The organism is Lewinella sp. W8, assembly GCF_004375085.3.
GTDB lineage: Bacteria > Bacteroidota > Bacteroidia > Chitinophagales > Saprospiraceae > Neolewinella.
The window spans coordinates 119170-143113 of the sequence record NZ_SNAQ03000016.1; the positions used below are offsets into that span (position 1 = coordinate 119170).

Genomic DNA, 23944 nt, shown 5'->3' on the forward strand with positions numbered 1-23944 from the left:
ATTCCGGACAAAGCTAATCAAACTCACCGTATGGATTGGGCCGACTTCCGTCGGCCGAACAACCTATTGGCGCTCACCGACGTCCTTTATCGAGACGGTTTCCGGTTTTTATCGGGCTCCTCGTCCCCTGCATCAGTTTTTTGCTGAATGACCATTGTGCCCCCACCCAGGCGTTTTCGCCGGAAATTTCGGTGACGGAGGAGGCGAAGGAGCGTCCAACTGGTGGTCTTAAGGCAATGTTAAAAGGCGATTATTGGGGGATGATCACCCAACATAGTCCACCCGCCAGACATTTATTTTGTAGATCACCCGATCATGGGGGCAATGGGGTTTTGGTCCCCGCCGACAAAACCATAAATTTGTTACCCTTCGCCCCAAACCGAATAATGTCAGGCACCGTTCTACGTTAGATCCTGACAGCCTTCATCTTGTCAGCGCCCCGGTCCCAGGGGCACGCATTGAAAAAGCTTATTTATGAAGTCCCGAGGTACCCTCCTGCTTTCCGCCCTGTTCGTCGTTTCGGCCTTTATTGCCGCCGTACTCCCCGAACGAACGCCTCCGGGTGAGAAAGAATCCGTTATTGTGCAGGTTCTGCTCCGTAATCTCGAGCGCTTCCACTACCAGCCGATGGAAATCGACGATGATTTCTCGGAGCGCGCCTACGATTACTACCTGAACGACATGGATGGTGCCCGCCTGTTCTTCACCCAGGAAGATATTGAGGCCTTCGCCCCTCACCGGCTGCAGATCGACGATCAGGCCAACGCCGGGCAGTACGACTTCTTCGATTTGGTCCAGGACCACTGGGTGGCCTCACTGGATAAGACGGAGGTTTGGTACCAGGAAATCCTGAACCAGCCCTTCGATCTCAAAAAGAAGGGCGAAATCGAGATGCGGGACGATGACTCCGGCTGGGTGAAGAACGACAAGGCGCTTAAGCAATACTGGGAAGACTACCTGAAGCGGGACGTATTGCGCCAAATCGTCGACAAGCAAAAGGAACTGGAAAAGGATGAATCCGGCGAGCCCCAGCCATCACTGGCCGAAATTGAAGCCGACATCCGGGAGAAAACCCTCGAGCGTTACGACAAGTGGTTCGAGCGGATGCGGGAAGCCAAACTGTCCATCCGGCGCAGTCAGTACCTGAATGCCCTGACGGCGATGTTTGACCCGCATACCCAGTACCTGCGTCCGAAGGACAAGGAAAGCTTTGACATCCGCTTCAGCGGTCGTCTGGAAGGTATCGGTGCTACCCTGGTCAACGACGAAGACTACACCAAGGTCAACACCATCGTGGTGGGTGGCCCCGCCTGGAAGCAGAAAGAACTGGCCGTGGACGACCTGATCATGGCCGTTCGCCAGGAAGATGAAGAGGAGTTCCTCGACATTAAGGATATGCTCGTGGAGGACGTGGTCCAACACATCCGCGGCGATAAAGGCACTACGGTAACCCTGAAGGTGAAGAAGCCCGATGGCTCCATTCAGGAAATTTCCATCGTGCGGGATATCGTCGTGATCGACGAACGTTACGCGAAGTCACTCATCATCGGCGGTGAGGAAGAAGGCGATAAGGTAGGCTACATCAACCTGCCCAGCTTCTACGCCGACTTCAACAACGAAGATGGCCGCTTCAGCGCCAAGGACGTGAAGACAGAAATTGAGAAACTGAACGATAAGGGCGTTGACGGTATCATCCTCGACCTCCGCGGAAACGGTGGTGGCTCCCTTTCGGACGTCGTTGACATGACCGGTTTCTTCATCCCCGAAGGCCCCGTGGTGCAGGTGGCCGGACGCGGAGGACGCAAGCAGATCCTGCGCGACAAAGACCCCCGCGTACAGTACGATGGCCCACTGGTGGTCCTGGTGGACCAGGGTTCTGCCTCCGCGAGTGAAATCATCGCCGCGGCTCTGCAGGACTACAACCGTGCCGTCATCGTGGGTAGCGAGTCTACCTTCGGGAAGGGAACCGTGCAGCGGTTCTTTGACCTGGATCGGACGGTAGCCGGACTGGCCGACGTCAAGCCCCTCGGTACGCTGAAACTCACCATGCAGAAATTCTACCGGATCAACGGTGGTTCCACCCAGCTGCGTGGGGTAGTGCCCGACATCATCCTGCCGGACAGCCGCTCCCTCCTCGAAACCGGCGAAAAGCGGCAGACCAGCCCCCTGGCCTGGACGCAAATCGATCCCGCTGACTACGGACAGGACGTCTACCAGATTGGTCAGATGGAAGAGCTGAAGCGCCGGTCCGCCGCGCGGGTGGCCAGCAACGGAACCTTTGGCCTGATTCAGGAAAATGCCAAGCGCGTCAAGCGTCAGAGCGACCGCAAATCCTTCCCGCTCAGCCTGGCCGATTACCAGTCCATGGACGAAGCTGCCCAGCAAGAAGCCGATCAGTATAAAGGACTTTTCGACGAGGTGGTTAACCCCTACGTCTACAACCTTGAGCTGGACATGGAGGAAATCGAGATCGACGAAAGCAAGGTGGCGCGCAACGAAGAATTCAAGAAGAACGTCAGCAAGGACGTGTACATCCGGGAGGCGATCAACATCCTGGGTGATATGCTGGAGCTGGAGAGTAAGTAATTGCCGGATTCCATCAACAGCGAAGCCCCGCAGGATTGACAATCCTGCGGGGCTTCGCTTTTTTTTGAAATGATATTTACCCCAGCAACGCCATCAGTTCCGCCTCGCTGACTTTCGTTTGCTCGCCCGTCGCCATCGTCTTCAGGGAGTATTGTCCCGAAGCGACCTCCTGACTGCCGATGATGAGCACCCGGGGCGCGTTGCGCTGATCGGCGTATTTCATCATCTTCTGGAGCTTGGTGGTCTTGGGGTAGAGGTCCGCATGGTGGCCGGCCCGCCGCAGGCGGGTCACGAGCCCAAAGCCGTGGGCGAGACTGTCCTCGTCCAGACCGAGCACGAGGACGTCAAGGTCCTGCGCGGTGTCGGCGGGGAAGCCATCAATTTCTTCGAGGACGTCATAAATCCGCTCTGCGCCAAAGCTGATGCCAACCCCGGGGGTGTCCTTCATGCCGAAGATGCTCGTCAGGTCGGCGTAGCGCCCGCCCCCGGCGATGCTGCCCATCTTGACGTCCGTGTGGACGTCGGTATCGACCGCCACCTCATAAATGCAGCCGGTGTAGTAGTTCAGGCCGCGGGCCAGGGTGACGTCGAATTCGACCCGGTTGCTGACCGTGTGCTGGCGGACGGTATCAAAAACGGTCCGTAGCTCCTCGATACCCTGCATCCCGACGGGGCTATCGGCGAGTAGCGGGGCTACTTTCTCCAGGTCCGTTACCCCGAGAAATTGCATTACCGTGTCCACGGCACCTGCGTTCGCGCCCCTTTCTTCCAGTTCCTTGCGCACGCCGTCGGCCCCGATCTTATCGAGCTTATCGATGGCGATGGTCATGTCCATCATGCGGTCACCCAGTCCGGCGATCTCGGCCAATCCCGCCAGAATCTTGCGATTGTTGAGTCGGATCACCACACTCAGACCCAGTTCCGCGAAGACCCCGTCCAGGAGCTGCGTCAACTCCGCTTCGTAGAGCAGGCTGTCGGAGCCCACCACGTCGGCGTCGCACTGATAGAACTCCTGGTAGCGGCCCTTCTGGGGCCGGTCGGCGCGCCAAACGGGCATGATGGCGTAGCGCTTGAAGGGAAAGCTGAGGTCGTTCTGGTGCATGACCACGTAGCGCGCAAAGGGCACCGTCAGGTCATACCGGAGGCCGCGCTTCGAGATCTGACTGACGACCTTATTGCTGTCGCGATTCGCCAGGTCCTGCTCGTTGGCTTTGCGCAGGAAGTCACCGTTGTTCAGCACTTTGAACAGGAGTTTGTCCCCCTCCTCACCGTATTTTCCGGTCAGGGTACTCAGATTTTCCATCACCGGGGTTTCGATGGGCTGGTAGCCAAAACGCCGGAAATGCTTGCGGATCACGTCAAAAATGTAGTTCCGACGCCGCACTTCGTGCGGTAGAAAATCTCGGGTGCCTTTGGGGATGGACGGTTTCATGCGGCAAAGGTAATATTAGTCTGAAGAAGAAGAGCCGAGCCAGAGGCGAAGGCTCCGGAAAAGGCTTGCTCCCCGCCCCCTCGATGAATGGTCGGGCAAGCGCAAGCCGGTCGTGAAGGCTGAGGCTAAGGCTACGCTAAAAACGGTAAGAAAGCTCGTCCGCCCAGGCGTGAGGCACGAGCGGGCTGGTCGGCCGAGCGGAAAGCTTTAACGGTAGCTTCCGGTTAGCATTGTCCGGGGCTGAGGCTTACACGAAAGAGTAGATGAACGCTGGTGCATTCGTCGGACGATGGCATCGCCGCAGGCGATGCCATCGTCCGACGAGAAAAAGAGCGGTCCCCGAAAAGCCTTGCCCCCCCAAGCCAGTCGTCAATCGCCACCGACCTCACGTCAGCTCATTCAGCAGCTGCTCGGCTTTTCTCCGGTAGGGATGGTTGGGGGTGGCGGAGATCTCGGAGAGGATCGCCAGGGCGGCGGGCCGACGACCTTCGGCGAGGAAGGCGAGGGCTTCGTACCATTCGGAAAAGGGGTGGTAGTAGTCTCCCCGGGGAATTTGCTCGAACCACTCCAGGGCGCGGCTCGGTTGCTCCAGCGCCAGGGCGCAAACGCCCAGGTAGAGCGGTGCCGCCGGATAGGCCTGGGCGACGGGAAGTAGTTCTTCGTAGGCGTTGCGGTAGTCCTTGCGGTCGTAGTAATACAGGATGTCCTGCAGGTCCTTTTCCATGGCGTCGCGGGGGGCGCGGCGCTCAAAAACGTTGGGGAAGGGTTCAAAGTGCGCAACGTAGGTTCGCTGGGGTGCTCCGCCCCCGAAAGTGTCCCAGATGAGCCAGCCGAAGGCCAGGAAGAGGGCTACGGCCACCAGGGTCTGGAGGCTGGGCAGTTCCAGGTTGCCGAGTTTTATGCCGTTGGGCCGGCGGGGACTCAGTTTGACGTCCTTGGGCGTGGCCGCAGGTGCCGGGGTCGCCACGACGGCATAGCGTTCTTCTTCGCGCAGCAGGGTTTCCATGAGGTCTTGCCGACCGGCCACCACGAGCACCTCCGCCCAGTCTTCGCGGATTTCCATGGCCCGGCGGAAAACGTCATCCCCGGGCCGGCGGGCTTCCACCTCCCAGCGCTCGCCCATGGCGAGCTGCCCGAGGAAGTAGCGATCAATGAGGGCTTCGTCTCCCGGACTGGGGATGAACATCGGGTCCACGATCCCCGCAGCCTGCCAGGATTCGCGGGCCATGATCTGGCACTTCCGGCGGCGGCTCTCAATTTCCACTACCTGGCCCTCAATCCCCATCACCTGGGCCATACGGGCGTTGTTGAGCCGGTGGTATTCGGCCATCAGCATCAGGTCCCGGCACCCCTTGCCCATCTCGTTGAACTGCCGTAGCATCAGCTGTTGCGTTTCACTCAGCCGGATGGGGCGGGGGAGGTAATCCAGGGGATTCTGTACCCCCTCTTCCAGCAGTCCCAGCGGCCGCTGGTCGGCGGCCGCCAGCGCGGAACCCAGGTTGCCCTGGAAGTAGAGGTCGGTGACGGCCTGGACGTAGTTGAAGATGTCTCCCTGGTAGGGGTTCTCCGGCTGGATGCGTGCCTCGTACCAGCCAATCAGGGCCCGGCGAAAGTGCGCCAAACGTTCCGCTTCGGGGCGCTGGTAGGCGGCGGACCACGCCAGAAAGGTCTTCCGCAGGGTGTGGAAGTGACGGGGAAGTTCGGCTAGAAAAACGCCTTGACCAACGGCAGGCATAGCAAAGGATCAGTGGTGGAGGGGGAAGATAAGGGCTTTCGGCCGCTCGCCCTAAGGATTGTGTTCTGGCCCGGCAATTACTCCTGCTCCTGCTTACTGCCCATCCGCATCAGGGCAATGGCCGCGCCCATCGTCAGGAACAGGCCAACGGGCACCATCAACAACGCACTCTCCCCGGTACGGGCCTGGTAGACAATGGTGCCCAGAAGAATGAGGATTCCGAGGGCGGCAATCACGAAGAGGAGGGTCTTGGACATGGCAGCGGTTTGTTCCCAAGGTAAGTTCCTTCGCCGTATTTCCGTTACCGCAGCACGTCAAACATCCGGGAGAACTTCAGAACGATGCTGTTGTTGAGCGTTCCTCCTTCCCGAACGTTGTGGTTATAAACGATGAAAAGACCGGTGTTGGCCCGCTGGAGCCAGCCCAGACGTAGGTTGACGGCCCAGAGGTCCGTCACCTGGTTGTTCTGAATCAGACTTTGCACGAAGAGGTTGGGAGTGAAAGAGTAGGAGAGCCGACTGCGGAAAATGTTGGCATTAAAGTTGCCACCGGGCAATCGGAAGATGTTGTAGAGGTAGGTAAACTCAGAATTGAACTTGTCGCCGAACCGAAGGCGCAGCGTACCGCTGTTGACGTAGCGACTTCCACCGAAGGAGCCGCCCATGACCGACCGTAGATTGATGGATACCGGATTGCTGGGATTGGTGAAAAACACCAACTGCGCTTCGGCGTGGTCGTAGGTTCCGGGAGGGACAAAGACGTCGGGAGAAATTTCAAAGGAATCGACGACGCCTTCCGTGCGGAAGTTAATCCCGGTGTGGAACTCCAGGCCGCTTTTGTATTCCCAGTGATTGTCAATGTGGAGGAAGCTGGTCTGCAGGTTTCCGTTAAAATCCCAGTAGGAGCGGTAGGAGATGTGGGGGCGATGCTCCAGGATTTTGGAATTCTTTTTCTTCGGGCGCAGGTGATACAACACCAGGGCCTCGGGTTTGCGGAAGGCTTCCCGCAGGAGGAAGCCCACTTCTGGGTTGAAGCCTTCTCCCACCTCCGTATAGCCCAGCCGCATCTCCAGATTGTTCCAGTTGTAGCGGGTTTCCCACTTAAAGGCGTGTTGCTGTTCCTCATCTCCCGGTCCGTTGGAGGTGGCCAGAAAACCGCTCATCCGGGCGCGATCTCCCAGGCCCAGTTTGCCGTCTACCGCCATCACGCGGTTAAAGTCGTCTTCGGCGTGGCCCACGCCGGTGCGGCTGATGAAGGCCGCCCCGAGGGCGGACCGCCCCTGAAATTCGTGGTTTACCCGCGCAACGGTAAAATTATTCTTCCCGATCCCCGCAGCATCTACGTCATCGGTGACCATGGACAGAAAGCCTACGTTGGTGCGGTTGAGCTTGCCGGAAAGGCGGGCCCCACCGATGATGGGTACCTGACTGCCGTCATCGGCGATGCCGATGCGCCGGCTGAAGAAGAGGTCCACTTCCCCGGGGCTCCCCACCGAAAAGAGACCGGCATTCTCGAGGAAAAAGGGACGCTTCTCCGGAAAGAAGAGGTTGAACCGGTCAAGGTTCACCTGCTGGTCGTCTACCTCTACCTGCGCGAAGTCCGTGTTGTAGGTAAGGTCCAGCGTTAGGCTGGGGGTAATGCTGTATTTAATGTCTCCACCGACTTCGGGGGTGAAGTCCGTGGAGGGGTTAGCGGCCTCGTTGTCCCGGGCTACCTGACCGAGTACGTAGGGAATGACTTTGAGGTTGCCGGGGCTCTTCAGGTCAAGTCCCGTCAGGGTGCCGGCCAGTGACAGGCGGTTCAGGTCCAGACCGATGGGCATGGGGGCCCAGTAGGCAATTTCGTTGGTTTTACGGATGTTCCGGCGGAAGTTGATGCCCCAGTCCTTGCCCGTCTGGAAGCGGATGGTACTCAGGGGAATGGCGAATTCGGCACTCCACCCGAAATCTCCGACCTGGGTTTTCACCTCCCAGGCACCATCCCAGTTGAGGTTGAAGCCCCCGATGGTGCCTCCCTGCTGGCGGTTGGCGTTGAAATTGCCCTGCCCTTCATTGTCCACCTGGGCGTCGTATTCGATACCTACGGAATTGGTGCCGAAGACGAAGCCGTTCTGGTTGTCTTTGTAGGTGTCCAGAATGAAGAGGAAGGCATCCATGTCGTCCAGGGAGGCATCTCGCCGGGCGTCGGAGACGACCAGGGCGTCCGGGGCGGTATCGAAGCAGACCACCGACACGTAGAGTACTTCATCCGTGTAGGCCACCCGAATCTCGGTGGGCTCGCTGGCGGCCTGGCCAAAGCTGGGCTGGGCCTGGGTCAGGTCCCCGAAGGCGGGAACACTCGCCCAGATCGGGTCCTGGCGTACCTCGCCGTCAATTTCCGGACCGGCGTCGATGCCCATCGCCCGCGCTACGGGACGTTCCGTATCGGTGGCGGCCAGGGAAAGAGGAAGGAATAACCACAGGAGCAAGCCCGCCGCAAGGGCAGGCCGCAGGGAGTTGGATGCAGGCATAGTGGGCGTAACTACTAGTCTAAAACGCGGGTAAGATAATTATTCTTTGCCTCCTTCTCTTTCCATTGCACCTGCGCTCCGCGCCCAATCGTCCCAGGAACTCGTAGGAATAGTGGCAGGCATCCGGCAGACGCCGATACGTTGTGGCTAATTTCCCCCCGCTATGCTACTCCACACCCTACCGAACCACAATCCGTTCGGCATGAGAATTCCCGGCCGCGTCCGTGACGCTCATGATGAAGGCCCCGGATCCTACGCGCTGCAGGCCCAGGTGCATCGTATGTTCCCGGTGCTCTTCGGTGTGGACCAATTTGCCGTCGGCGCTGAAGACGTCCACCCGCAGCGGGAGTTGCCAGTTGGCGTTGGCCCGCACGACCATCCAGCCGTTACTGGGATTGGGGAAGGTGATGAAGTGCTCGATGTCCACTTCCTCTTCTCCCATGGCATCGATCCATTCGGCGAGGGCCTCGACGTAGGCTTCGTCCACGAGGTTGGTGCCGAGGGGTGGCATCTGGTTGTCTCCCCGAGTCTGGTCCCGAATCCACAGCTCCGAAGCGGCGTGATTGCCGGGCTCCACGAGGAGGTTGTCGTGACCGGAGGTCTGGCTCAGGGTGGGCAGTTCAATGATGTTTTTGGATTCCAGCGGCGTGTGGAACCTCAGGTCCATCGTGACGCCACTGATGCCCCCGAGACGATGGCAGGAGGAGCAGTTGGCGTCGAGGTAAGAACGGATTCTGAGGTCCAGACTCACGAAGTCATTCAGGTCGTAGGCCCGGGGGTAATCACTCCAGTCGTTGTCGTCGTGGTCGATAACGTTGAGGTCACTCAGGTACTGGAGTTGATTTTTGGAAACGCCCAGCGAGGGATAATACATCTCCGAATTGAGCTGGTGGGTTTTGACGCCCAGTACAAAGTTGGCGTTGGAGTTGTGGCAGGACATACACTGATCCCGACCGGGGAAATCCCACCGTTGGGTCCCCGCCGACTGCCCCTCGTCCTGGATGTCGTAAGTCGCGCTGGAGTTGTCCAGTTGGAGGTAAGCTTCGGTCTGCTCTTCGTTCCATTTGTAGGTGAGACCGTAGGCCGTGTTGTTCCTGGCCATGATGAAAAAGCGCGTTTCCAGCTTCACGCGTTCGTTCGGATTGGAGGTGGAGGTCGGCAGGTCAAAATGCTTGATGAAGACGGTGCCTTCGGGGAACTCCCAGTCTTCCTCTTCGCTGAATTTAATCTGCTCGCTGGCCTGGTTAAATTCCCCGTCGTTGGGGATGGCCATCCACCGCCGCTTGATGGCGCGGTCCGACCACAGCGGAGCGTTGACCTCGTAGGGAATGATGCCGTCCGCTACTTCCAGGCGCTCCAGATCCGTGAACACCCCGAGTTCCGAGAGCTTTGCGGGAGGATCGGGAACGGCTTGGCGTTGCCGCAGGTGCAATATTCGTCCGCCTTCCCGGAAGGGCCAGGCGATGGTCGTGACGAGGATTTCTCCGTTGGACAGGTAGTGCATCCCCGAGATGCTGCTGAACTGGGGGAGGTCGACGGGCTCCGGTCCGAAATCCGTCAACAGGATTTCGGCTTCGGGGGCGCTGTTGACATCGGTGCGGAGGACCATGATGTTGTCCCGCACGTAATCGGCGAAGAGGTAGCGACCGTTGAGGTAGATGAATTCCGAGCCGCGGTAAATGCCGGCGCCGATGACGCAGTTGCCCAGGTCATTACCGTAGTGGAAGAGGGGGGCTTTTTCGTTGCCGATCAGCGAGTCGGGGCGGCCACCGGCCCAGTCTTCTCCCTCCAGGAAGTTCCACTGGAGGTTGTCTCCTTTCTCCACCTGGTTGATTTCTTCCCGTTTGCTGGAGCCCACGTCGCTGATCCAGATGGTATTTTCCTGGGGGTCGAAGTGGGTGGAGTACGGACTGCGGATGCCGATGGCGTAGAACTCCTCCAGGATGTCCCCCGCTTCGCTGAGCCAGGGGTTGTCGTTGGGGATCATGTAGCCCTGGGTGTAGGTTTCTTGGGGCCACCCCTCGGGTGGCGCGGCGTTGGCGATGGGCTGGCGACGGATGGGATGACTGCGGGTGGGGTCGTTGTCGACGTCGATTCTCAGCAGGCCCGAAAACAGCCCCCTTTCCAGCGTTTGATTGGATTCAGTCCGGTGATCGGGTTCGCCCTCATCCCCAACGGCCAGATAAAGCAGTCCTTCGTGGAAGAAGAGTCCGCCGCCGTTGTGCCAGGCGGAGCGATCGTACTGCTGAATCAGGATTTCTTCCGAGGCTTTGTCGAATTGCTGGGCGTCTTCGTCCCAGCTGAATTTGGCGAGGCGGTTGTACCCGAGGTGGTCGTGAACTTCCGGCTCCGGTTTGTAGCGGTAGAAGATAAAGGCCAGTTGCTTGTCGGGGAAGTCGGGGTTGCCGAATTCGGGGTGGAGGGCGATGGAAATAGCGCCGGCTTCGCTGTAGTTGACGGTGCGGTCCGTGATGTCCAGCACCAGCTCCTGCGTCTGGGCTTCCAGGTTAACCCGCCAGAGTTGTCCCGTCTTGCAGAGGATCAGCACGTCCTCGGAGTTGGGGAATTCAAGGACTTTTAGCGGCGCGAGGATATCGATTTCCGGCAGGTTGTTCTCCAGGTACCAGGCCCCGCCGAAGCCGGGCGTAATGTCGGGGAATACCCCGTTGAGGTAGGCGCCCATCGCGCCGGGGGCGCGGGTTACGGAGGCCATCATGGACAACAACAAAATACTGAACAAGCCGACCATCACGGCGGCCTTAGATTTACTAATCACTGGTTATGGGGGGATTTGCGACCCTAAAAGTAGGAAAAAGCGGCCTGACGCATCGGGACTGGCGTGTCGGGTGGGGGACTTTATTGGAGTTGCTGGTGGCGCGGTTGCTGGTTGCTGGTTGGGAAAAGCTACGCATCCAAATTCCGCTCCTTGATCAGGGCCAGCAGCGCTTCATCTTCTTTGGAGGGACGCGTTAGCAGGTAGATGAGAAACAGCGGAATGAGCATCAAAAAGCCGAAGGAATTAACCGCGACGCTGAAGACGATGATGCCGATCAAAAAGCCAATGAGAAAGGCGTGAATGACGGGCTTCTTTTTCAGCCTTTTGGCTTCTTTCCGCAGTTCTTCGTCCGTGAGGTTGGTCAGATTAGGTTGCTCCATTTTTGACGATAGTTTAGGTGTACACAGAAGTTGAAAACAAAAATAAGACGTTCCGAAAAAGACGGCACCCGGGCTAGGCAAGGCACCCGTACCGGCTGAGCCGAGTATTCCGCTGCGCTTCACGATCCCTCGCCAAAAAAATCGTGACCTCAACCAGAAAAACTACCCCACGGCGCGGACTGAATGGCGCGCAGGGTGAATTGTTTATCCAGCAATGAAGCCTCCAGTAACCAGCAACTTGGGTTAGGTCCCCCGGACGCACACTCAAAGGTGCTGCGCACACTTCGAGGTGCTGTAAAGTCATTCCCTGCCCAGCAACTAGACAACCAGCAACTTGGGTTAGGTCCCCCGGACGCACACTCAAAGGTGCTGCGCACACTTCGAGGTGCTGTAAAGTCATTCCCTACCCAGCAACCAGCTACTTCCGATACCGGTTAAACCAGGCCACGATGTGGTTGATCTTCGTGATCAGCTGGCTGGGGCGGTTGGCGATGAAGTGGTAGGCGCCGGGCACCTCCACCAGGGCCGTTTCAATCTTGCGCAGTTTTAAGGCGTGGTAGAGCTGCTTGGCTTCGGAGAGGGGCGTGCGCAGGTCGGCACTGCCGACCATCACCAGGGTGGGCGTTTCCACGTTGGCGACCAGGGAGATCGGGGAGAATTTCCAGTAGTCCATGGGGTTCTCCCAGGGCTGCCCGGGGTAACGGGAGTAGGCGTAGCCGTAGTAGTTGTCGGCCACCAGGGTCTTACTGATCCAGTTCATCACGGGCTTGATCACGGCCGCCGAACGGAAGCGGTTGTTCTTGCCGATCATCCAGGCGGTCATGATGCCGCCGGCACTGCCGCCGGTCACGAAGAGGCTGTCTTCGCTGAAGTAGGCGCGCTTGAGCAGTTCGTCCACGCCGTCCATGACGTCATTGTAATCCTCGCCGGGATAATTGTGGTAGAGCAGGTTGCCAAATTCCTCCCCGTAGCTCGTACTGCCCCGTGGATTGGGGTAGAAAACGGCGTAGCCGGCACTGGCGTAGAGCTGCACTTCGGGAGAGAAGTGCGGTCCGTAGCTGGAGATAGGACCGCCGTGGTTCTCGACCAGCAGCGGGTAAGAGTCACCCTCCGTAAAGTCCGGCGGATACACCACCCAGCCCTGAATCTTGCGGCCATCGACGCTAGAGGTATACCATATTTCTTCCAGCTGGCCGAGTTTGCGGTAGTCCAGTAAGCTCTGACTGACGTGCGTCAGCCGCTGCGGTTGGCCACCCCTAGTCTGCACCGCCAGCTCTGCGGGGTGGTAGGGACTGGTGAGGGTGTAGGCTACCTTCCCGCCGTTAGAAACGGAATAGGAGCCTCCGCTGTAGGGCCGGGCCACGGAGGTTCCCCCGACGTTTTCTACCAGATCGGTATGCTTACCCTCCAGGGTAGCGTGGGCCACCAGGGAGGAGCCTTCGTTGTCGTACTGGAAATAGAAGCCCCGGCCGTCGGCACTCCAGTTCAGGTCACTCACGGACCGGTCAAGGGTGAGGGGGATTTCCCGTTTCCCGCTGCCGTCCAGGTTCATCAGGTACACGCGGGTGATCTGGTAGGTCTGCATCTTGTCCGGGTAGCCGAGGTAGAGGATTTGCTTACCGTCGGGGGATACGGCCGGACTGCGGTCCGGTCCGTCGCGCTCGGTCAGGGCCGTGATCTCGCCGGTGGCGAGGTGGAGGCGGTAGACTTCCGAATTGCGGAAACGGTATTCCCAATCGTCGATGCGGTTGGCGGAAAAGACGAGGTGCTGCCCGTCCGGTGTCCACTGAGGGGCGCCGCGGTGGTGGTAGTTGCCGGAGGTTACCCGCCGGGGGCTCCCGCCGTCGGCGGGAATGACGAAGTAGTGGGCAAAGCCCGGCTCCATATAGCCCGATCCGTCGGCTTCGTGCTTCACACGGGTGGTGATCCGAGGTGCGGCGGCCCATTCGGCCCCCTGTGGGGCGCGGGGGCCGCTGACCAGCTTCAACTCCTGGCCGGGGACCAGCATGGAGAAGGCGAGGTGCTTACCGTCGGGGGACCAGCTGAGCCCGGAGGGCGAGCGCTCGAGCTGGGTCAGGCGGGCCATGGTGCCCGCGGCGAGCCAGTAGACGTAAATTTCGGACCCGTGTTCCCCGCTGCTCACGAAGGCTAGGCGGGTGCCGTCGGGCGACCACACGGCGGCGGATTCATTGACGTCGTTGCTGGTGAGCTTTCGGTGTTCGGTGCCGTCGGCTTTGATCAGCCACAGCCGGGAGGTCCGGCGGTCCTTCATGATGTCCATGCCCCGGCGTTGGTAGACGACCCAGTCGCCGTTGGGGGAAATGGCGGGGGCGGTCACCCATTCGAGGTCAAAAACGTCCATGCTGGTGAAGGGGGGCTTATCCTGAGCGGAAAGCAGCAGGGAGCCGCAGAGAAGGAGGAAAAGGATGATCAGCTTGGGGCTGGGCATGGCTGGGTGGGTTGTGTGGTTAGGAAGGGAGGGCCGAAGGCGTGGGGTAAAATAGGGTTTTGGGGGGAATTCGGACGAGGGACCGCAGGTGCAAAGTTCCTTGGGGTAGGGCCGGGTAACCGGGCTTTCGTCGATTGAGCTTACCGGTTGATGGGGGGTGAAATGGTGACAATTTTTGCTGAGAAATTTGACCACGTCGACTAAGCCTACTTGTAGACGGAAGTTCAGTTGATTAACCCACAATGCTTCAAGTGGAGCTTTTCTCCAGGCTACGTGATGCCTTACAGGGGGGGCGGTTTTCCGGGGTTCTCTCCCGACAAAGAACGGCTCCGCCACCCCACCAGCATGGACTGCGGCAGGGTTAGTATTCTAGCAGAAGGTTGGTACTCAAGGGTGCTTCCCCCCTGTTGATCCGCTATTCCGCGACCTTCTTTACCTTAATCGCAATCGGCCCCTTGGGGCCACTCCCTACTTCAAAGGTTACCGCGTCATCGGCATCAATCTCAACCTCCAGGTCATTTGCGTGGATAAAATAGCTTTGGTCGGTGGCCACGTCGAGGATGAAGCCATAGCCCTTTTCTGCGTTGAAGAATTTGACCTTTCCTTGTTTTTCAAAGCGAGATTCATCGGTGTCTTCACTTTTCGGAACACCAATCTCGACGTCCTCAAGCTTGACGGACCTTTTTGATGGGTCCTGAGGTTCTGTGGTCAAGTTGCCATTTTCGTCCACGTACATGAACTCAATTTGGGTCTTTCCCTCCTGCTTGCGTCTTTCTCTTCGGTCCTTTTTGTCTTGTGCCTTTTTGCGCTTCTTTTTTGCGCGTTCTTTTTTACTAAAGCTGTCCGCCATGTGGATTTTTTTATTGAGTAATGGTTAAATCCAAACATGAGCAACTAGCTTACTACACTAATTAAAAATATCTTGAACGTAACGTGGAAGGCGACAAGGTAGTCATTAAAGTATAGATGGGGTTAATATCGGTGCTTTACGACGGTGATGCGGGGCCACTTTAAAAGAAAACTCCGCTGGCCGACTGGCCAACGGAGCTTCCACAAGTGGGCATAATGATATAAGAGCTTGTTTGGATTTTGGTCGTCTGGCCGAATTTGAGATTTTTTTGGTGGTAGCAAGGCGGGGAACCCGGAGTTTAGCAGCGCTAAATGAGGATTTCCCCAACGAAGCTAGCGCCAAAAAAGGCCAAATGGAGGCCGATTACTAAATTCCAAACAAGCTCTTAATTAGTGGTGTGCCTACTGCTTGACCACCCGCCGCGTGATGCGGCGGCCGCCTGATAGGGTGAGGTGGATGTAGTAAGCACCGGCGGGTAATCCGTGGGTTTCGACGTTGAGCTGATGCGCTCCGGCGGAGAAGGACCGATCGGAAACGACCCGCAGTTGCTGGCCCATGGCGTTGAAGAGCGCCAGGCGAGCCCGTTCGTTGCCGGTTACGAAGGACACCGTGAAGGATTCCCGGAAGGGATTGGGCGCTGCCGTCAGGTCTGGACTCTGCACCTGCGGCCTCGCCCCAATCGACGTCGTGGCGTTGCAGGCAGCAAGTACCGGAACGTAGCTGAAGTCATCCAGCAGCAGTTCCCCCACGGCTTCTTCGCTGACGCCAAACCAGTCCATGAGAACCGATCCGTATACGTTGCGGAAGTCGTACTGCATGGCCACGCCTTCCTGCACGCCCACGGCGGGGTCGATCTCGGGGCTTTCTCCCGTAATGCCCCCGCTCACGCAGCTGCCGAAGAGGAAGAGCGGCGCGGCGTCTCCGTGATCGGTGCCCTGACTGGCGTTGGACCGTATCCGCCGACCAAACTCACTGAAGGTCATCCCCAACACCCGCTCTTCGAGGCCGAGGGCCTGCAGGTCGGCCTGGAATGCGGCCACGGCTTCGGACAGCGTCCGGAGCAGGTTGGCGTGTACCCCCGTGCCCGTTTCTCCCGCTACCGACTGATCGGCGTGGGTGTCAAAACCGCCCAGCTCTACGATGTACACTTTGGTGCGCAGCCCCCCCGAAATCAGTCGGGCAACGCTCTGCAGCTTGGCGGCGACTTCGTTGTTCTCGGGGTAGGGCACCATGGTGTTGCCCATCTCGGCGGCCTCACTGATGCCCGTGGCGTATTCGTTACTCTGGGCGATCGTGATCCGCAGCCAGTCCAACTCCCGACCGTAGGGGGTGTTCAGGTCGGCACCTCCGTCGAAGGAGGGCAGCTGACCAACGTTGTCGATGTCCGCAATGGCGATGCTGAAGTTTCCGCTGGTGCCCTGGCAGGTTTCGGAAACGGAGTTACCCATCACGATGGCGAAGGGACTGGGTTCCTCCACCGAGGGGTAATCACCCGGGAAACCCGGGTAGCGGGCGTCGAGGTGGCGGCCCAGCCAGCCCGTGGTGAGCACGGTGTCGGCGTCGGAGGCCGTGTTCCAGATGTCCGTGGACCGGAAGTGAGAACGGTTCTGCTGGGGGTAGCCTACGCCCTGCAAAACGGCTACTTTCCCCTCGTCGTAGAGGGAACGAATGCCACTCATGGCGGGGTGAAAAGCCGCCGTGTCTTCCACCTGCAGCAGATCACCCTGCGGGATGATGATGTTGCTGCGGACGGCCGCCAGGTTGTCGTACTGGTCCAGCGGAATGAGGGTATTCAGTCCGTCGTTGCCGCCGTTCAGCTGGAGGAGGACCAGCACCCGGTCGTCATCGTTCATCTCTCCGGCCAGAAAGGGCTGGGAGAGCGCCGAGAGCTTGAACTGGTTCAGGATCAGCGGCAGCGGCAGCAGGGAAGCTTTACGGAGGAAAGATCTTCTTTTCATGGTTGTCAATTGAGTTGAAATTCCGGCATGGCCACCATGGCCGCTACCGTGCGCCGGAGTTTGGTCTCCAGAGCCGCGATAATGTTTTCGTCGTTGGGATTAGCCTGGTATTCGGCGTACTCGATGGACCACTGCGAGTCCGGAAGCCCGGGAACCACCAGGTTTTTGAGGTAATCTTTTTGTGCCTGCGTGATCGGGCGGGGGAACAGATGCCCCGCCAGCTCGTCGATCATGGCCGTCAGGTTCCCCGGCGTAGGGAACTGATTGATGAGCGGCAGCAGCTCCACCCGGAAGAAACCGAATTCCCCCAGGTCGGCCCCGATGTTGACCAGTACGTCGGCGATCCGCCCCCGCTCCCGCAGGGTGACGGAGTTGATCCACATCCGGTAGTACAGCGGGGCCTGGTAATAGGCCTTCCAACCGGCCACGTCGGGCGGGTTGAAGTGGAACATCCCCAGTCCACCCGCAGCGCGCGCCACCGCGTTGTCCACCGCTACCTGCCGCAGCGGCGTATTGGTGCGGAAGGGCAACTCCAGACTGCGCAGCATTCCGTAGAGAAATTCTAGCGGATTTTTGATCATGGGGCCCTGAGACCGGACGTCAAAGAAGTGTTCACTGCCCAGGAAAGCCGCCAGCACCGGTTTAATTTCGTAGTCGTTGTCCCGGAAGATGGCGGCCAGGGGTTCAATGACCGTCGCCTCCACCTCGTCGGTGATTTCGTAGTACACGAACCAACGGTAGAGCTTGCGGACGATGAACCGCGCCACCTCGTCCTGCTCCAGAATGACGTCGATGAGGTTACCGTATTCCTCCTCCCCGGCATTATTGATCACGGCCAGATCGAACCGACGCGACAGTGTCTTCCGACCAGTATCGTGGCGTTGCGGCACGAAGCTGCTGCCAAAGTCACCGTTGCGGGTGTTGAAGTAACCGTAGTCCACCCAGCCGGTCAGGATGCGGGAAATTTCCCGGACGTCGTCTTCGGTGTAGTGGGTGTAATCTCCGGGGCCGACCTGTGGCCCCTTGCCGATGGTAAACAACTCCAGCAATTCCCGGGCGTAGTTCTCGTTTGGGGAGCCGACCCGGTTGACGTTGCCGTTCAGGAAGCGGAGCATGGCCGGGTCAACGGTGATGGCCTTCACCATTTCCCGGAAATTTCCCAGGGCCAGCTGGCGCAGGGTGTCCAGGTTGCGGTAAATGTATTTGGGCTCCTGAATGGAGCGGATGGCGAAGTGATTGTGCCAGAACAGCACCATCGTTTCCCGGATGGAGAACGCTTCGTCGGTCATCAGTCGGCTGATCCAGGCCGTCAGGCTCTGGTTCCGAGCGTTGACGCCCCCCATACCCGCCTCCACGTAGTAGGGTTTGTCTACCCAGGTCTCCCCGATGGTCCCACCGTCCTGATCGGAGACGATCAGTGGTGGCGTTGGCAGCGGCTGGTCCTGCAGGAGTTCATCCAGCGTAGCGGCGAGGCCGCTGGCGACGGTTTCAGTCACCTGGGCGTAACTCGCCCCGAAGGTCGTTCGCCGCAACAGGTGTGCGGCTTCCTGCCGGGTCCAGGGCCCCGAATAGGGCGTCAGACCGTTCCGTACCGTACGATAGGTGGTGAATTGATGATTTTTCATGGCTTACCGGTTTATCCGCTTCAAGATAAGCGGCGAAACGCTCGGATCGAATGCGGGGATGGACGGCATGGTACTAGCTGAGTTGGTATTCAGGCATTTCGAGCATGGAGAGCACCATGGCCCGCAACTTGTTTTCCAGGGCCTGCGCGATGGCCTCATCGTCGGGGTTGGATTGATAATCCGCCCACTCCACGGCCCACTGCGTATCCGGCAGACCGGGCAGGAGCACGTCCTTGAGGAATTCCCGTTGGCCTTCCGTGATGGGGCGGGGGAGGAGCAGCTGTGTCCAGCCTTCGATCATGGGCCAAAGGCTTCCCGGTTCGGGGAACTGTTCCACGATGTCCAGCAGCCGGAAGCTTACCGGGCCGTAGCCCCGGATGTTCAGATTGGTGGCGAGCAGCGCCTGGCTTAGTTCCTGCCGGCGCGGCAGGGTCGTTGAGTTGATCCAGGTCCGGTAATACAGGGGCTCCTGATAGAAGGCCTTCCAGCCGGCTACGCTGGGCGGGTCAAAGTACCGCATGCCAATGCTGTCGGCGTAGTTGATGATACCAACGTAGAGTTGCTCCCGCTGACGGGGATTGCCGACCACCGGAATCTCAAGTTGCCGAAACAGACCAACCGTAAAATCCACCGGATGCTTGATCATGGGCCCCTGACTCAGCACGTCAAAGAAATGCTCGCTCCGGAACAGGACGCTGAGCACGGACTTCACGTCATAATCATTGTCCCGGAAAACGGCGGCCAGGGGCTCGATGACTTCGGCTTCCGTTTGTTCGGAAATTTCGTAGTACACGAACCAGCGGTAAATTTTACGGACGATGAACCGCGCTACTTCCTCCTGTTCCAGAATGATGTCCACCAGGTCCGCGTAGGTGTCTTCGCCGGAACTGGCCACCTGGCGGTTACCAAAACGGTGGCTCAGAGTTACGGTACTGTTGTCGTGACGGAAGGGGCGGAAAACGGAACCGAAGCTTCCGTCGGTTGACCGTTGCAGGGCGCCGAAGTTCCGCCAGCCCGTCAGTAGCCGGGCCATGGCCACCACGTCGTCTTCAGTGTAGTTGGTGTAGTCTCCGGGGCCGACCTGCGGACCTTTTCCGATGGTAAATAATTCCATCAGTTCCCGGGCATAATTCTCGTTGGGTGCTTCAACGGTATTTTCGTTTCCGTTGAGGAAGGCCAGCATCAGGGGGTCAATGGTAATGTCCTTGACCAACTGCCGAAAATCGCCGAGCGCGTGTGCCCGGAGGGTAGCCACATTGCGGTAGGCATACTTGGGCTCCACAAATACGTTAATGGCAAAGTGATTGTGCCAGAAGAGGGTCATGGATTCGCGCACGCTCATGCCTTCCTGGTACATGAGTTCCGTCAGCCACGCCGACAAGTTGATGAGGCGACTAAATTGGGAGGCCGTCAGATCGTCACCGTAGGGCTTGTCCACCCAAGTTTCACCCACGGCCGACCCGCCATCCCGGGTACTGGTCGTCAGCGGTGGATCGGGCAGCGGTTGATCGGCCAGGAGTTGGTCTACCGTAGCGTCCATACCCATATCCACGGCTTCGCCCACCATGGCGTAGGGAGCGCCAAAGGTGGTACGGCGCAGCAAGTGCCCGGCCTCCTGTCGCGTCCAGGAACCGGCGTAGGGGGCCAGGCCCGACCCTGAAAAGGTAGGTAGGGCAATGGAGGAGGACTCTTTTTCGGGGCGAGGGGCCGCAGGTGCCAGGCTGTTCCGGAAAAAGCGGCGGCGGTTCATCGTGGTCATCGGCGAAGCTGATTTGCCCCTTTGATGCCGACCAACCCGAATGGTTGCCCGAGGAGAATAAATTTTTTGAAACTTCTTCAGCTTTCCCCTCCTTAACCACACCTACCTCTGCCCGGTCCTCGTAGGTGTCTTTGCTTTTACGAGGTCTCGGGCAGGAACTTACCGTAGAACGTCTCGACCAAGTTGTCTAACTAATTCTTCTTAACTCCGCGACACCTCGGATCAGCTCGCTGCTCTCGACAGATCCGAGGAGCGCTGATTTTTTCTTCCTTCTTTCATCTTCCTTCTTCACCTCAGCCTTACTCCTAAATCCTCAAGCCTAAATCCTCCCACTACTCCCTCCTCCGAAAGTTCCCCGGCGTCTGCCCGGTTGATTTCTTAAAGAATCGGCTGAAGTGGCTCGCCTCCTTGAAGCCCGTTTCGTAAGCGATTTCCGCTACGTCCTTATCCGTATACAACAGCAACCGCTTCCCCTCCAGGGCGACGCGCTGCTGGATAATCTTCAGCGGACTGTCCGCCCCCGACTGCCGGAAAAGATTACTCAGCGTCTTGGGACTTTTGTGCAGCATGTTTGCGTAATCCTGCACCTGATGAAATTCCCGGAAATTTTGCTCCACCAGCAGGTTGAACCGCCGGACGATGTCCAGCTCCTCGTCCCGCATCTCGTTGGCCAGGTGCTGTTCGCGGGCGATGCGGGTCAGCTTGATGATGAGCCGCTTGAGCAACATGCGCAGCATTTCCGCCTGGATGTTGTCGTGGTTGCCAAACTCCTCCAGGAAGACCTGATAGAGCAGGTCAAAACTCCGCACCTCCTTCGGACTGAGCTTGACCACCATCGGACTCGGCAGGCCGTAAAAAATGAAGCCAACGCAGCTCACTTCCTTATCGTGATCCACAATGCAGTAAAAATCACGGTTGAATTGCCAGGCGGTGATCTGTTCGGCCCGTTCGAAGGTGAATGTATCCCCGTAGACCAGTAAAATGATGTCGTTCTCCTCCAGGGTATACCGCACTTCATCAACCACCACGGATTGCTCCGGGCCGCGATTCCAGGCGATGGTGAGGTAGGGCTTTCCCCGATCCCTGACCAGGGAGCGACTAAAACTCGGCTCCTTTTCGGTTAGCCCCAGATACGCCGTGGTGTGGTGTTCGGTGTAGGTATAGACCATGGACAATTAACGGCGTGCTTCCCCGCAGGTTGCCCCGACCGGTGTCGCCTGCCGACCATTGGACCTAATACTCAAGAAAGAACGCTCCCGATTGGACTACGACTCGCAGCTGCTGAAAATCGGGCCGGAAGGCATCCACCCGCTGGGCGGTGAACTCCTCTTCCTGGTGGGTGGTGGTCAGCACGATTACCGGCGAGCCCGCATTATTGGCGGCCTGGGCACCGGTGACGCTGTCCTCGAAGATGACGCATTCCTCCAGGGGCACGCCCAGGGCGTGCGCGCCCTGGGCAAACACTTCCGGGTTCGGTTTGCCCCGGCTCACCATGCCGGAATGAACGACGTGCCCCATCAGTTCGGTCAGACCAAGTCCATCTAAGACGAAGTAGGCATTCTCCTTCGGGCCGGCCGTCCCGATGGCCATGGGCACCTCCAACTCGTGCGCCCGCCGGATGAAGTCCAGCGCGCCGGGCACGGTACGGTCGTGCAGCTCGCTGGCGAAGATGTCCCGGTAGGCGGCTTCCTTATCCCAGGCAATCTGCTTGCACTCCTCCAGCGTAAACCGATCCCCGAAGAGTCGCTCCAGGATCTCCAGGTTGACGCCGTGGATTTCCTCCTTCACGCGCTCCAGGCTGTAGTCCAGGCCCAGTTCCCGCAACTTTCGTTGCCAGGCGCGGTGGTGAACCATCATGTTGTCAACGAGGGTGCCGTCTAAGTCGAAAAGTAAACCTTTGAGTGGAATCATGGGAGGTACTGGTTGCTGGTTGCTGGTTGAGGAGTTGCTGGGTGCTAGTTACTGAGTTGCTGGTTAGCTACCCTGTACGATCATGCCCACTATTTTGGTTTCGGGCTCCATGAAAATGTTCAGGGTGCCGCTGCCCCAAAAGGAAAGGTGGGCGATATTGTTATTCTTAGAAGGGTCACTGAATTGGTAATCGCTATGTAACAAAGGGATAGACCCATAGGTAGTAAAGGAAGCAATGAGTTTCATTAACCTCCCTGATTTTGGACAATAGGGTAGTTGATAGTCTTGTTGCCAGTAGGGAATGCCAAGGTTGCCAAACTCTTCCAGGTATTCTCCTCTTTCTTCAGCGTCTTGAGCCATTTTCAGAGAGATTGATTGTAGGTGAACCTCCTTGTATTGGAGTCTAGCGGAAATAGGCCAGTCTTTGTAGTAGTCTTCATTATAAATTGCTCCAGCTACCTCAAGTAATACCGGGGCATCGGGTTTGGTATAGTCAAGGAAGATATAGCCATCTATTGTGGAGAGTAGAGGATAAATTATTTCGAGCTCTTCAAAGGGTAGCCAGAAAAGCTCCGGAGTATTTCGCCTAACTTTTCCGATGTACTGAAAAGGAACGCTAATCGGTCCTGAGTTTGGTAAAGTGATGGTTTCATTTGTGCCTCCAATGGTGATTCCAGTAGGTACTGGTGATTTAATTAAAACTTGAGGGACATGCGGGGGATGTTCCTCATAAGGCATTCCGATAATTTCATCGGCTAGTGATATCGAGTGCTTCTCCATAAGGTCATCTACTTCATAAGCAGATGCTAAGTGGCCCCGTTCATCGTATTCAAGCACCGACAAGTCGGGTAGTTCGGATGCAATTTCTGGGGAAACGATGGTCATTTTAATCAGGTCCATCATTTCCTGACGACTCTTAGGTACATCCAAAGGTGCCATGAATAAGTGGTGGAAGGTGTTCTTCACTCTGTTGGGTTTTCAATCTCTTCCTTAATCCTCAAGCCTTAATCCTCAATCCTGGTAAATCCCCGGCTTCACCACCCCCCACTTCGCCAGCCGGTGCATCAGCGAGACCCGCAGGACGCCGAGGCCGTACTTGGCGCTGCGCCGGAAGTTGATCGAGCTGGCTTCCTCGAAGTACTTGGTGGGGCAGGTCACTTCGGCGATGTCGAAACCGTGGTAGATGATCTGGGAGAGCATCTCGTTGTCGAAGACAAAGTCGTCGTCGTTGGCGTTGAAGTTGATGGTCGTCAGCACCTCCCGGCTGAAGGCCCGGTAGCCGGTGTGGTACTCGCTGAGTTTGTAGTTGACCAGCAGGTTTTGGGTGGCGGTAAGGAAGCGGTTGGCCACGTATTTGTACAGTGGCATGCCTCCCTTCAGGGCGCCTTTGCCCAGAATGCGGGACCCCAGCACGACGGGATAAAGCCCTTCGCCGATGATGTTCACCATGGAGGGGATCAGCAGGGGGGTGTACTGGTAATCGGGGTGCACCATGATGACGATGTCCGCCCCAATTTCGAGGGCCTTGTTGTAGAGCGATTTCTGGTTGCCGCCGTATCCCTTGTTCCTTTTGTGGGTGATCACGTGGTCCACCCCGAGTTGTTTGGCGAGCGCCGAGGTGTCATCTCCGCTGGCGTCGTCACAAAGGATGACCTCATCCACCAGATCGCGGGGGACTTCCCCGTACGTTTTCTCCAGGGTCAGCGCGGCATTGTAGGCCGGCATCACCACTACGACTTTCTTACCTTTATACATAGGCGCGCAAAGTTACTCAAGGAAAATTAGCCCGAAGTTAAGAGTGTACGCTCCAAGTTGGCTTGACATTCCTTGTTCACCCCGACCATACTAACGATCTTTGCACCCGCACGCCGTTGCATTCATTTTGAATCGACGATCCCAACGAGTTACGGACCTCGGGGCCGTTGCCCAAAGTGCTAGTCGCATAAAGGCTTCGCCGCCAAAACCAGACCTTAC

16 protein-coding genes are annotated in these 23944 nt (G+C 58.1%); 1 reads left to right on the top strand and 15 read right to left on the bottom strand.

Annotated features, from left to right (window positions below):
- Positions 1-474: 474 nt before the first annotated feature.
- Positions 475-2586, top strand: a complete 2112-nt coding sequence (locus E1J53_RS17355) for a carboxy terminal-processing peptidase (RefSeq protein ID WP_134271251.1) — start codon at positions 475-477, stop codon at positions 2584-2586.
- A 76-nt stretch (positions 2587-2662) separates the two neighbouring features.
- Here the strand turns inward: E1J53_RS17355 and hisS are convergent, their stop codons facing one another.
- The 15 genes from hisS to E1J53_RS17430 all read right to left on the bottom strand — a co-directional run bounded on the left by hisS (position 2663) and on the right by E1J53_RS17430 (position 23725).
- Entirely contained in the window at positions 2663-4018 is a 1356-nt protein-coding gene (hisS, locus tag E1J53_RS17360; RefSeq protein ID WP_134271252.1) for a histidine--tRNA ligase, read from the bottom strand.
- A 385-nt stretch (positions 4019-4403) separates the two neighbouring features.
- Positions 4404-5753 carry a tol-pal system YbgF family protein gene (locus E1J53_RS17365; protein ID WP_134271253.1) on the bottom strand — a complete coding sequence of 450 codons (1350 nt, stop codon included), beginning with the start codon at positions 5751-5753 and terminating at the stop codon, positions 4404-4406.
- 77 nt (positions 5754-5830) lie between these two features.
- Positions 5831-6010, bottom strand: coding sequence for a hypothetical protein (locus tag E1J53_RS17370; RefSeq protein ID WP_134271254.1), 180 nt, complete (start codon positions 6008-6010; stop codon positions 5831-5833).
- A gap of 44 nt (positions 6011-6054) precedes the next feature.
- Positions 6055-8262: a carbohydrate binding family 9 domain-containing protein gene (locus tag E1J53_RS17375; RefSeq protein ID WP_134271255.1), complete on the bottom strand. Its 2208-nt coding sequence runs from the start codon at positions 8260-8262 to the stop codon at positions 6055-6057.
- 178 nt (positions 8263-8440) lie between these two features.
- Positions 8441-11038 (bottom strand): PQQ-dependent sugar dehydrogenase, encoded by a 2598-nt coding sequence (locus E1J53_RS17380; RefSeq protein WP_134271256.1) that lies wholly within the window; start codon positions 11036-11038, stop codon positions 8441-8443.
- 128 nt (positions 11039-11166) lie between these two features.
- Positions 11167-11418 carry an FUSC family protein gene (locus tag E1J53_RS17385; protein ID WP_134271257.1) on the bottom strand — a complete coding sequence of 84 codons (252 nt, stop codon included), beginning with the start codon at positions 11416-11418 and terminating at the stop codon, positions 11167-11169.
- Between the two features lie 418 nt (positions 11419-11836).
- Positions 11837-13867 carry a S9 family peptidase gene (locus E1J53_RS17390; RefSeq protein ID WP_134271258.1) on the bottom strand — a complete coding sequence of 677 codons (2031 nt, stop codon included), beginning with the start codon at positions 13865-13867 and terminating at the stop codon, positions 11837-11839.
- Between the two features lie 415 nt (positions 13868-14282).
- Complete coding sequence (locus E1J53_RS17395; protein WP_134271259.1) at positions 14283-14717, bottom strand: cold-shock protein; 435 nt, start codon at positions 14715-14717, stop codon at positions 14283-14285.
- A gap of 401 nt (positions 14718-15118) precedes the next feature.
- Positions 15119-16675, bottom strand: a complete 1557-nt coding sequence (locus tag E1J53_RS17400) for a DUF1501 domain-containing protein (protein ID WP_134271260.1) — start codon at positions 16673-16675, stop codon at positions 15119-15121.
- 5 nt (positions 16676-16680) lie between these two features.
- Positions 16681-18300, bottom strand: coding sequence for a DUF1800 family protein (locus tag E1J53_RS17405; protein WP_134271261.1), 1620 nt, complete (start codon positions 18298-18300; stop codon positions 16681-16683).
- A 73-nt stretch (positions 18301-18373) separates the two neighbouring features.
- Positions 18374-20059, bottom strand: coding sequence for a DUF1800 family protein (locus E1J53_RS17410; RefSeq protein ID WP_134271262.1), 1686 nt, complete (start codon positions 20057-20059; stop codon positions 18374-18376).
- Between the two features lie 332 nt (positions 20060-20391).
- The gene (locus E1J53_RS17415) at positions 20392-21228 is read right to left on the bottom strand and encodes an AraC family transcriptional regulator (RefSeq protein ID WP_134271263.1); all 837 of its coding nucleotides are present in this window, start codon (positions 21226-21228) and stop codon (positions 20392-20394) included.
- A 64-nt stretch (positions 21229-21292) separates the two neighbouring features.
- Complete coding sequence (locus E1J53_RS17420) at positions 21293-21970, bottom strand: HAD family phosphatase (protein WP_134271264.1); 678 nt, start codon at positions 21968-21970, stop codon at positions 21293-21295.
- Positions 21971-22033: 63 nt separating this feature from the next.
- Entirely contained in the window at positions 22034-22936 is a 903-nt protein-coding gene (locus E1J53_RS17425; RefSeq protein ID WP_134271265.1) for a hypothetical protein, read from the bottom strand.
- Between the two features lie 45 nt (positions 22937-22981).
- Positions 22982-23725, bottom strand: coding sequence for a glycosyltransferase family 2 protein (locus E1J53_RS17430; protein ID WP_134271266.1), 744 nt, complete (start codon positions 23723-23725; stop codon positions 22982-22984).
- Positions 23726-23944 lie beyond the last annotated feature (219 nt).

What these genes read in the sequence shown, in the direction of transcription:
- E1J53_RS17355 (WP_134271251.1), top strand. Translation starts at nt 475, where the DNA reads ATGAAGTCCCGAGGTACCCTCCTGCTTTCCGCCCTGTTCGTCGTTTCG.
- hisS (WP_134271252.1), bottom strand. Translation starts at nt 4,018, where the DNA reads ATGAAACCGTCCATCCCCAAAGGCACCCGAGATTTTCTACCGCACGAA.
- E1J53_RS17365 (WP_134271253.1), bottom strand. Translation starts at nt 5,753, where the DNA reads ATGCCTGCCGTTGGTCAAGGCGTTTTTCTAGCCGAACTTCCCCGTCAC.
- E1J53_RS17370 (WP_134271254.1), bottom strand. Translation starts at nt 6,010, where the DNA reads ATGTCCAAGACCCTCCTCTTCGTGATTGCCGCCCTCGGAATCCTCATT.
- E1J53_RS17375 (WP_134271255.1), bottom strand. Translation starts at nt 8,262, where the DNA reads ATGCCTGCATCCAACTCCCTGCGGCCTGCCCTTGCGGCGGGCTTGCTC.
- E1J53_RS17385 (WP_134271257.1), bottom strand. Translation starts at nt 11,418, where the DNA reads ATGGAGCAACCTAATCTGACCAACCTCACGGACGAAGAACTGCGGAAA.
- E1J53_RS17390 (WP_134271258.1), bottom strand. Translation starts at nt 13,867, where the DNA reads ATGCCCAGCCCCAAGCTGATCATCCTTTTCCTCCTTCTCTGCGGCTCC.
- E1J53_RS17395 (WP_134271259.1), bottom strand. Translation starts at nt 14,717, where the DNA reads ATGGCGGACAGCTTTAGTAAAAAAGAACGCGCAAAAAAGAAGCGCAAA.
- E1J53_RS17400 (WP_134271260.1), bottom strand. Translation starts at nt 16,675, where the DNA reads ATGAAAAGAAGATCTTTCCTCCGTAAAGCTTCCCTGCTGCCGCTGCCG.
- E1J53_RS17405 (WP_134271261.1), bottom strand. Translation starts at nt 18,300, where the DNA reads ATGAAAAATCATCAATTCACCACCTATCGTACGGTACGGAACGGTCTG.
- E1J53_RS17410 (WP_134271262.1), bottom strand. Translation starts at nt 20,059, where the DNA reads ATGACCACGATGAACCGCCGCCGCTTTTTCCGGAACAGCCTGGCACCT.
- E1J53_RS17415 (WP_134271263.1), bottom strand. Translation starts at nt 21,228, where the DNA reads ATGGTCTATACCTACACCGAACACCACACCACGGCGTATCTGGGGCTA.
- E1J53_RS17420 (WP_134271264.1), bottom strand. Translation starts at nt 21,970, where the DNA reads ATGATTCCACTCAAAGGTTTACTTTTCGACTTAGACGGCACCCTCGTT.
- E1J53_RS17430 (WP_134271266.1), bottom strand. Translation starts at nt 23,725, where the DNA reads ATGTATAAAGGTAAGAAAGTCGTAGTGGTGATGCCGGCCTACAATGCC.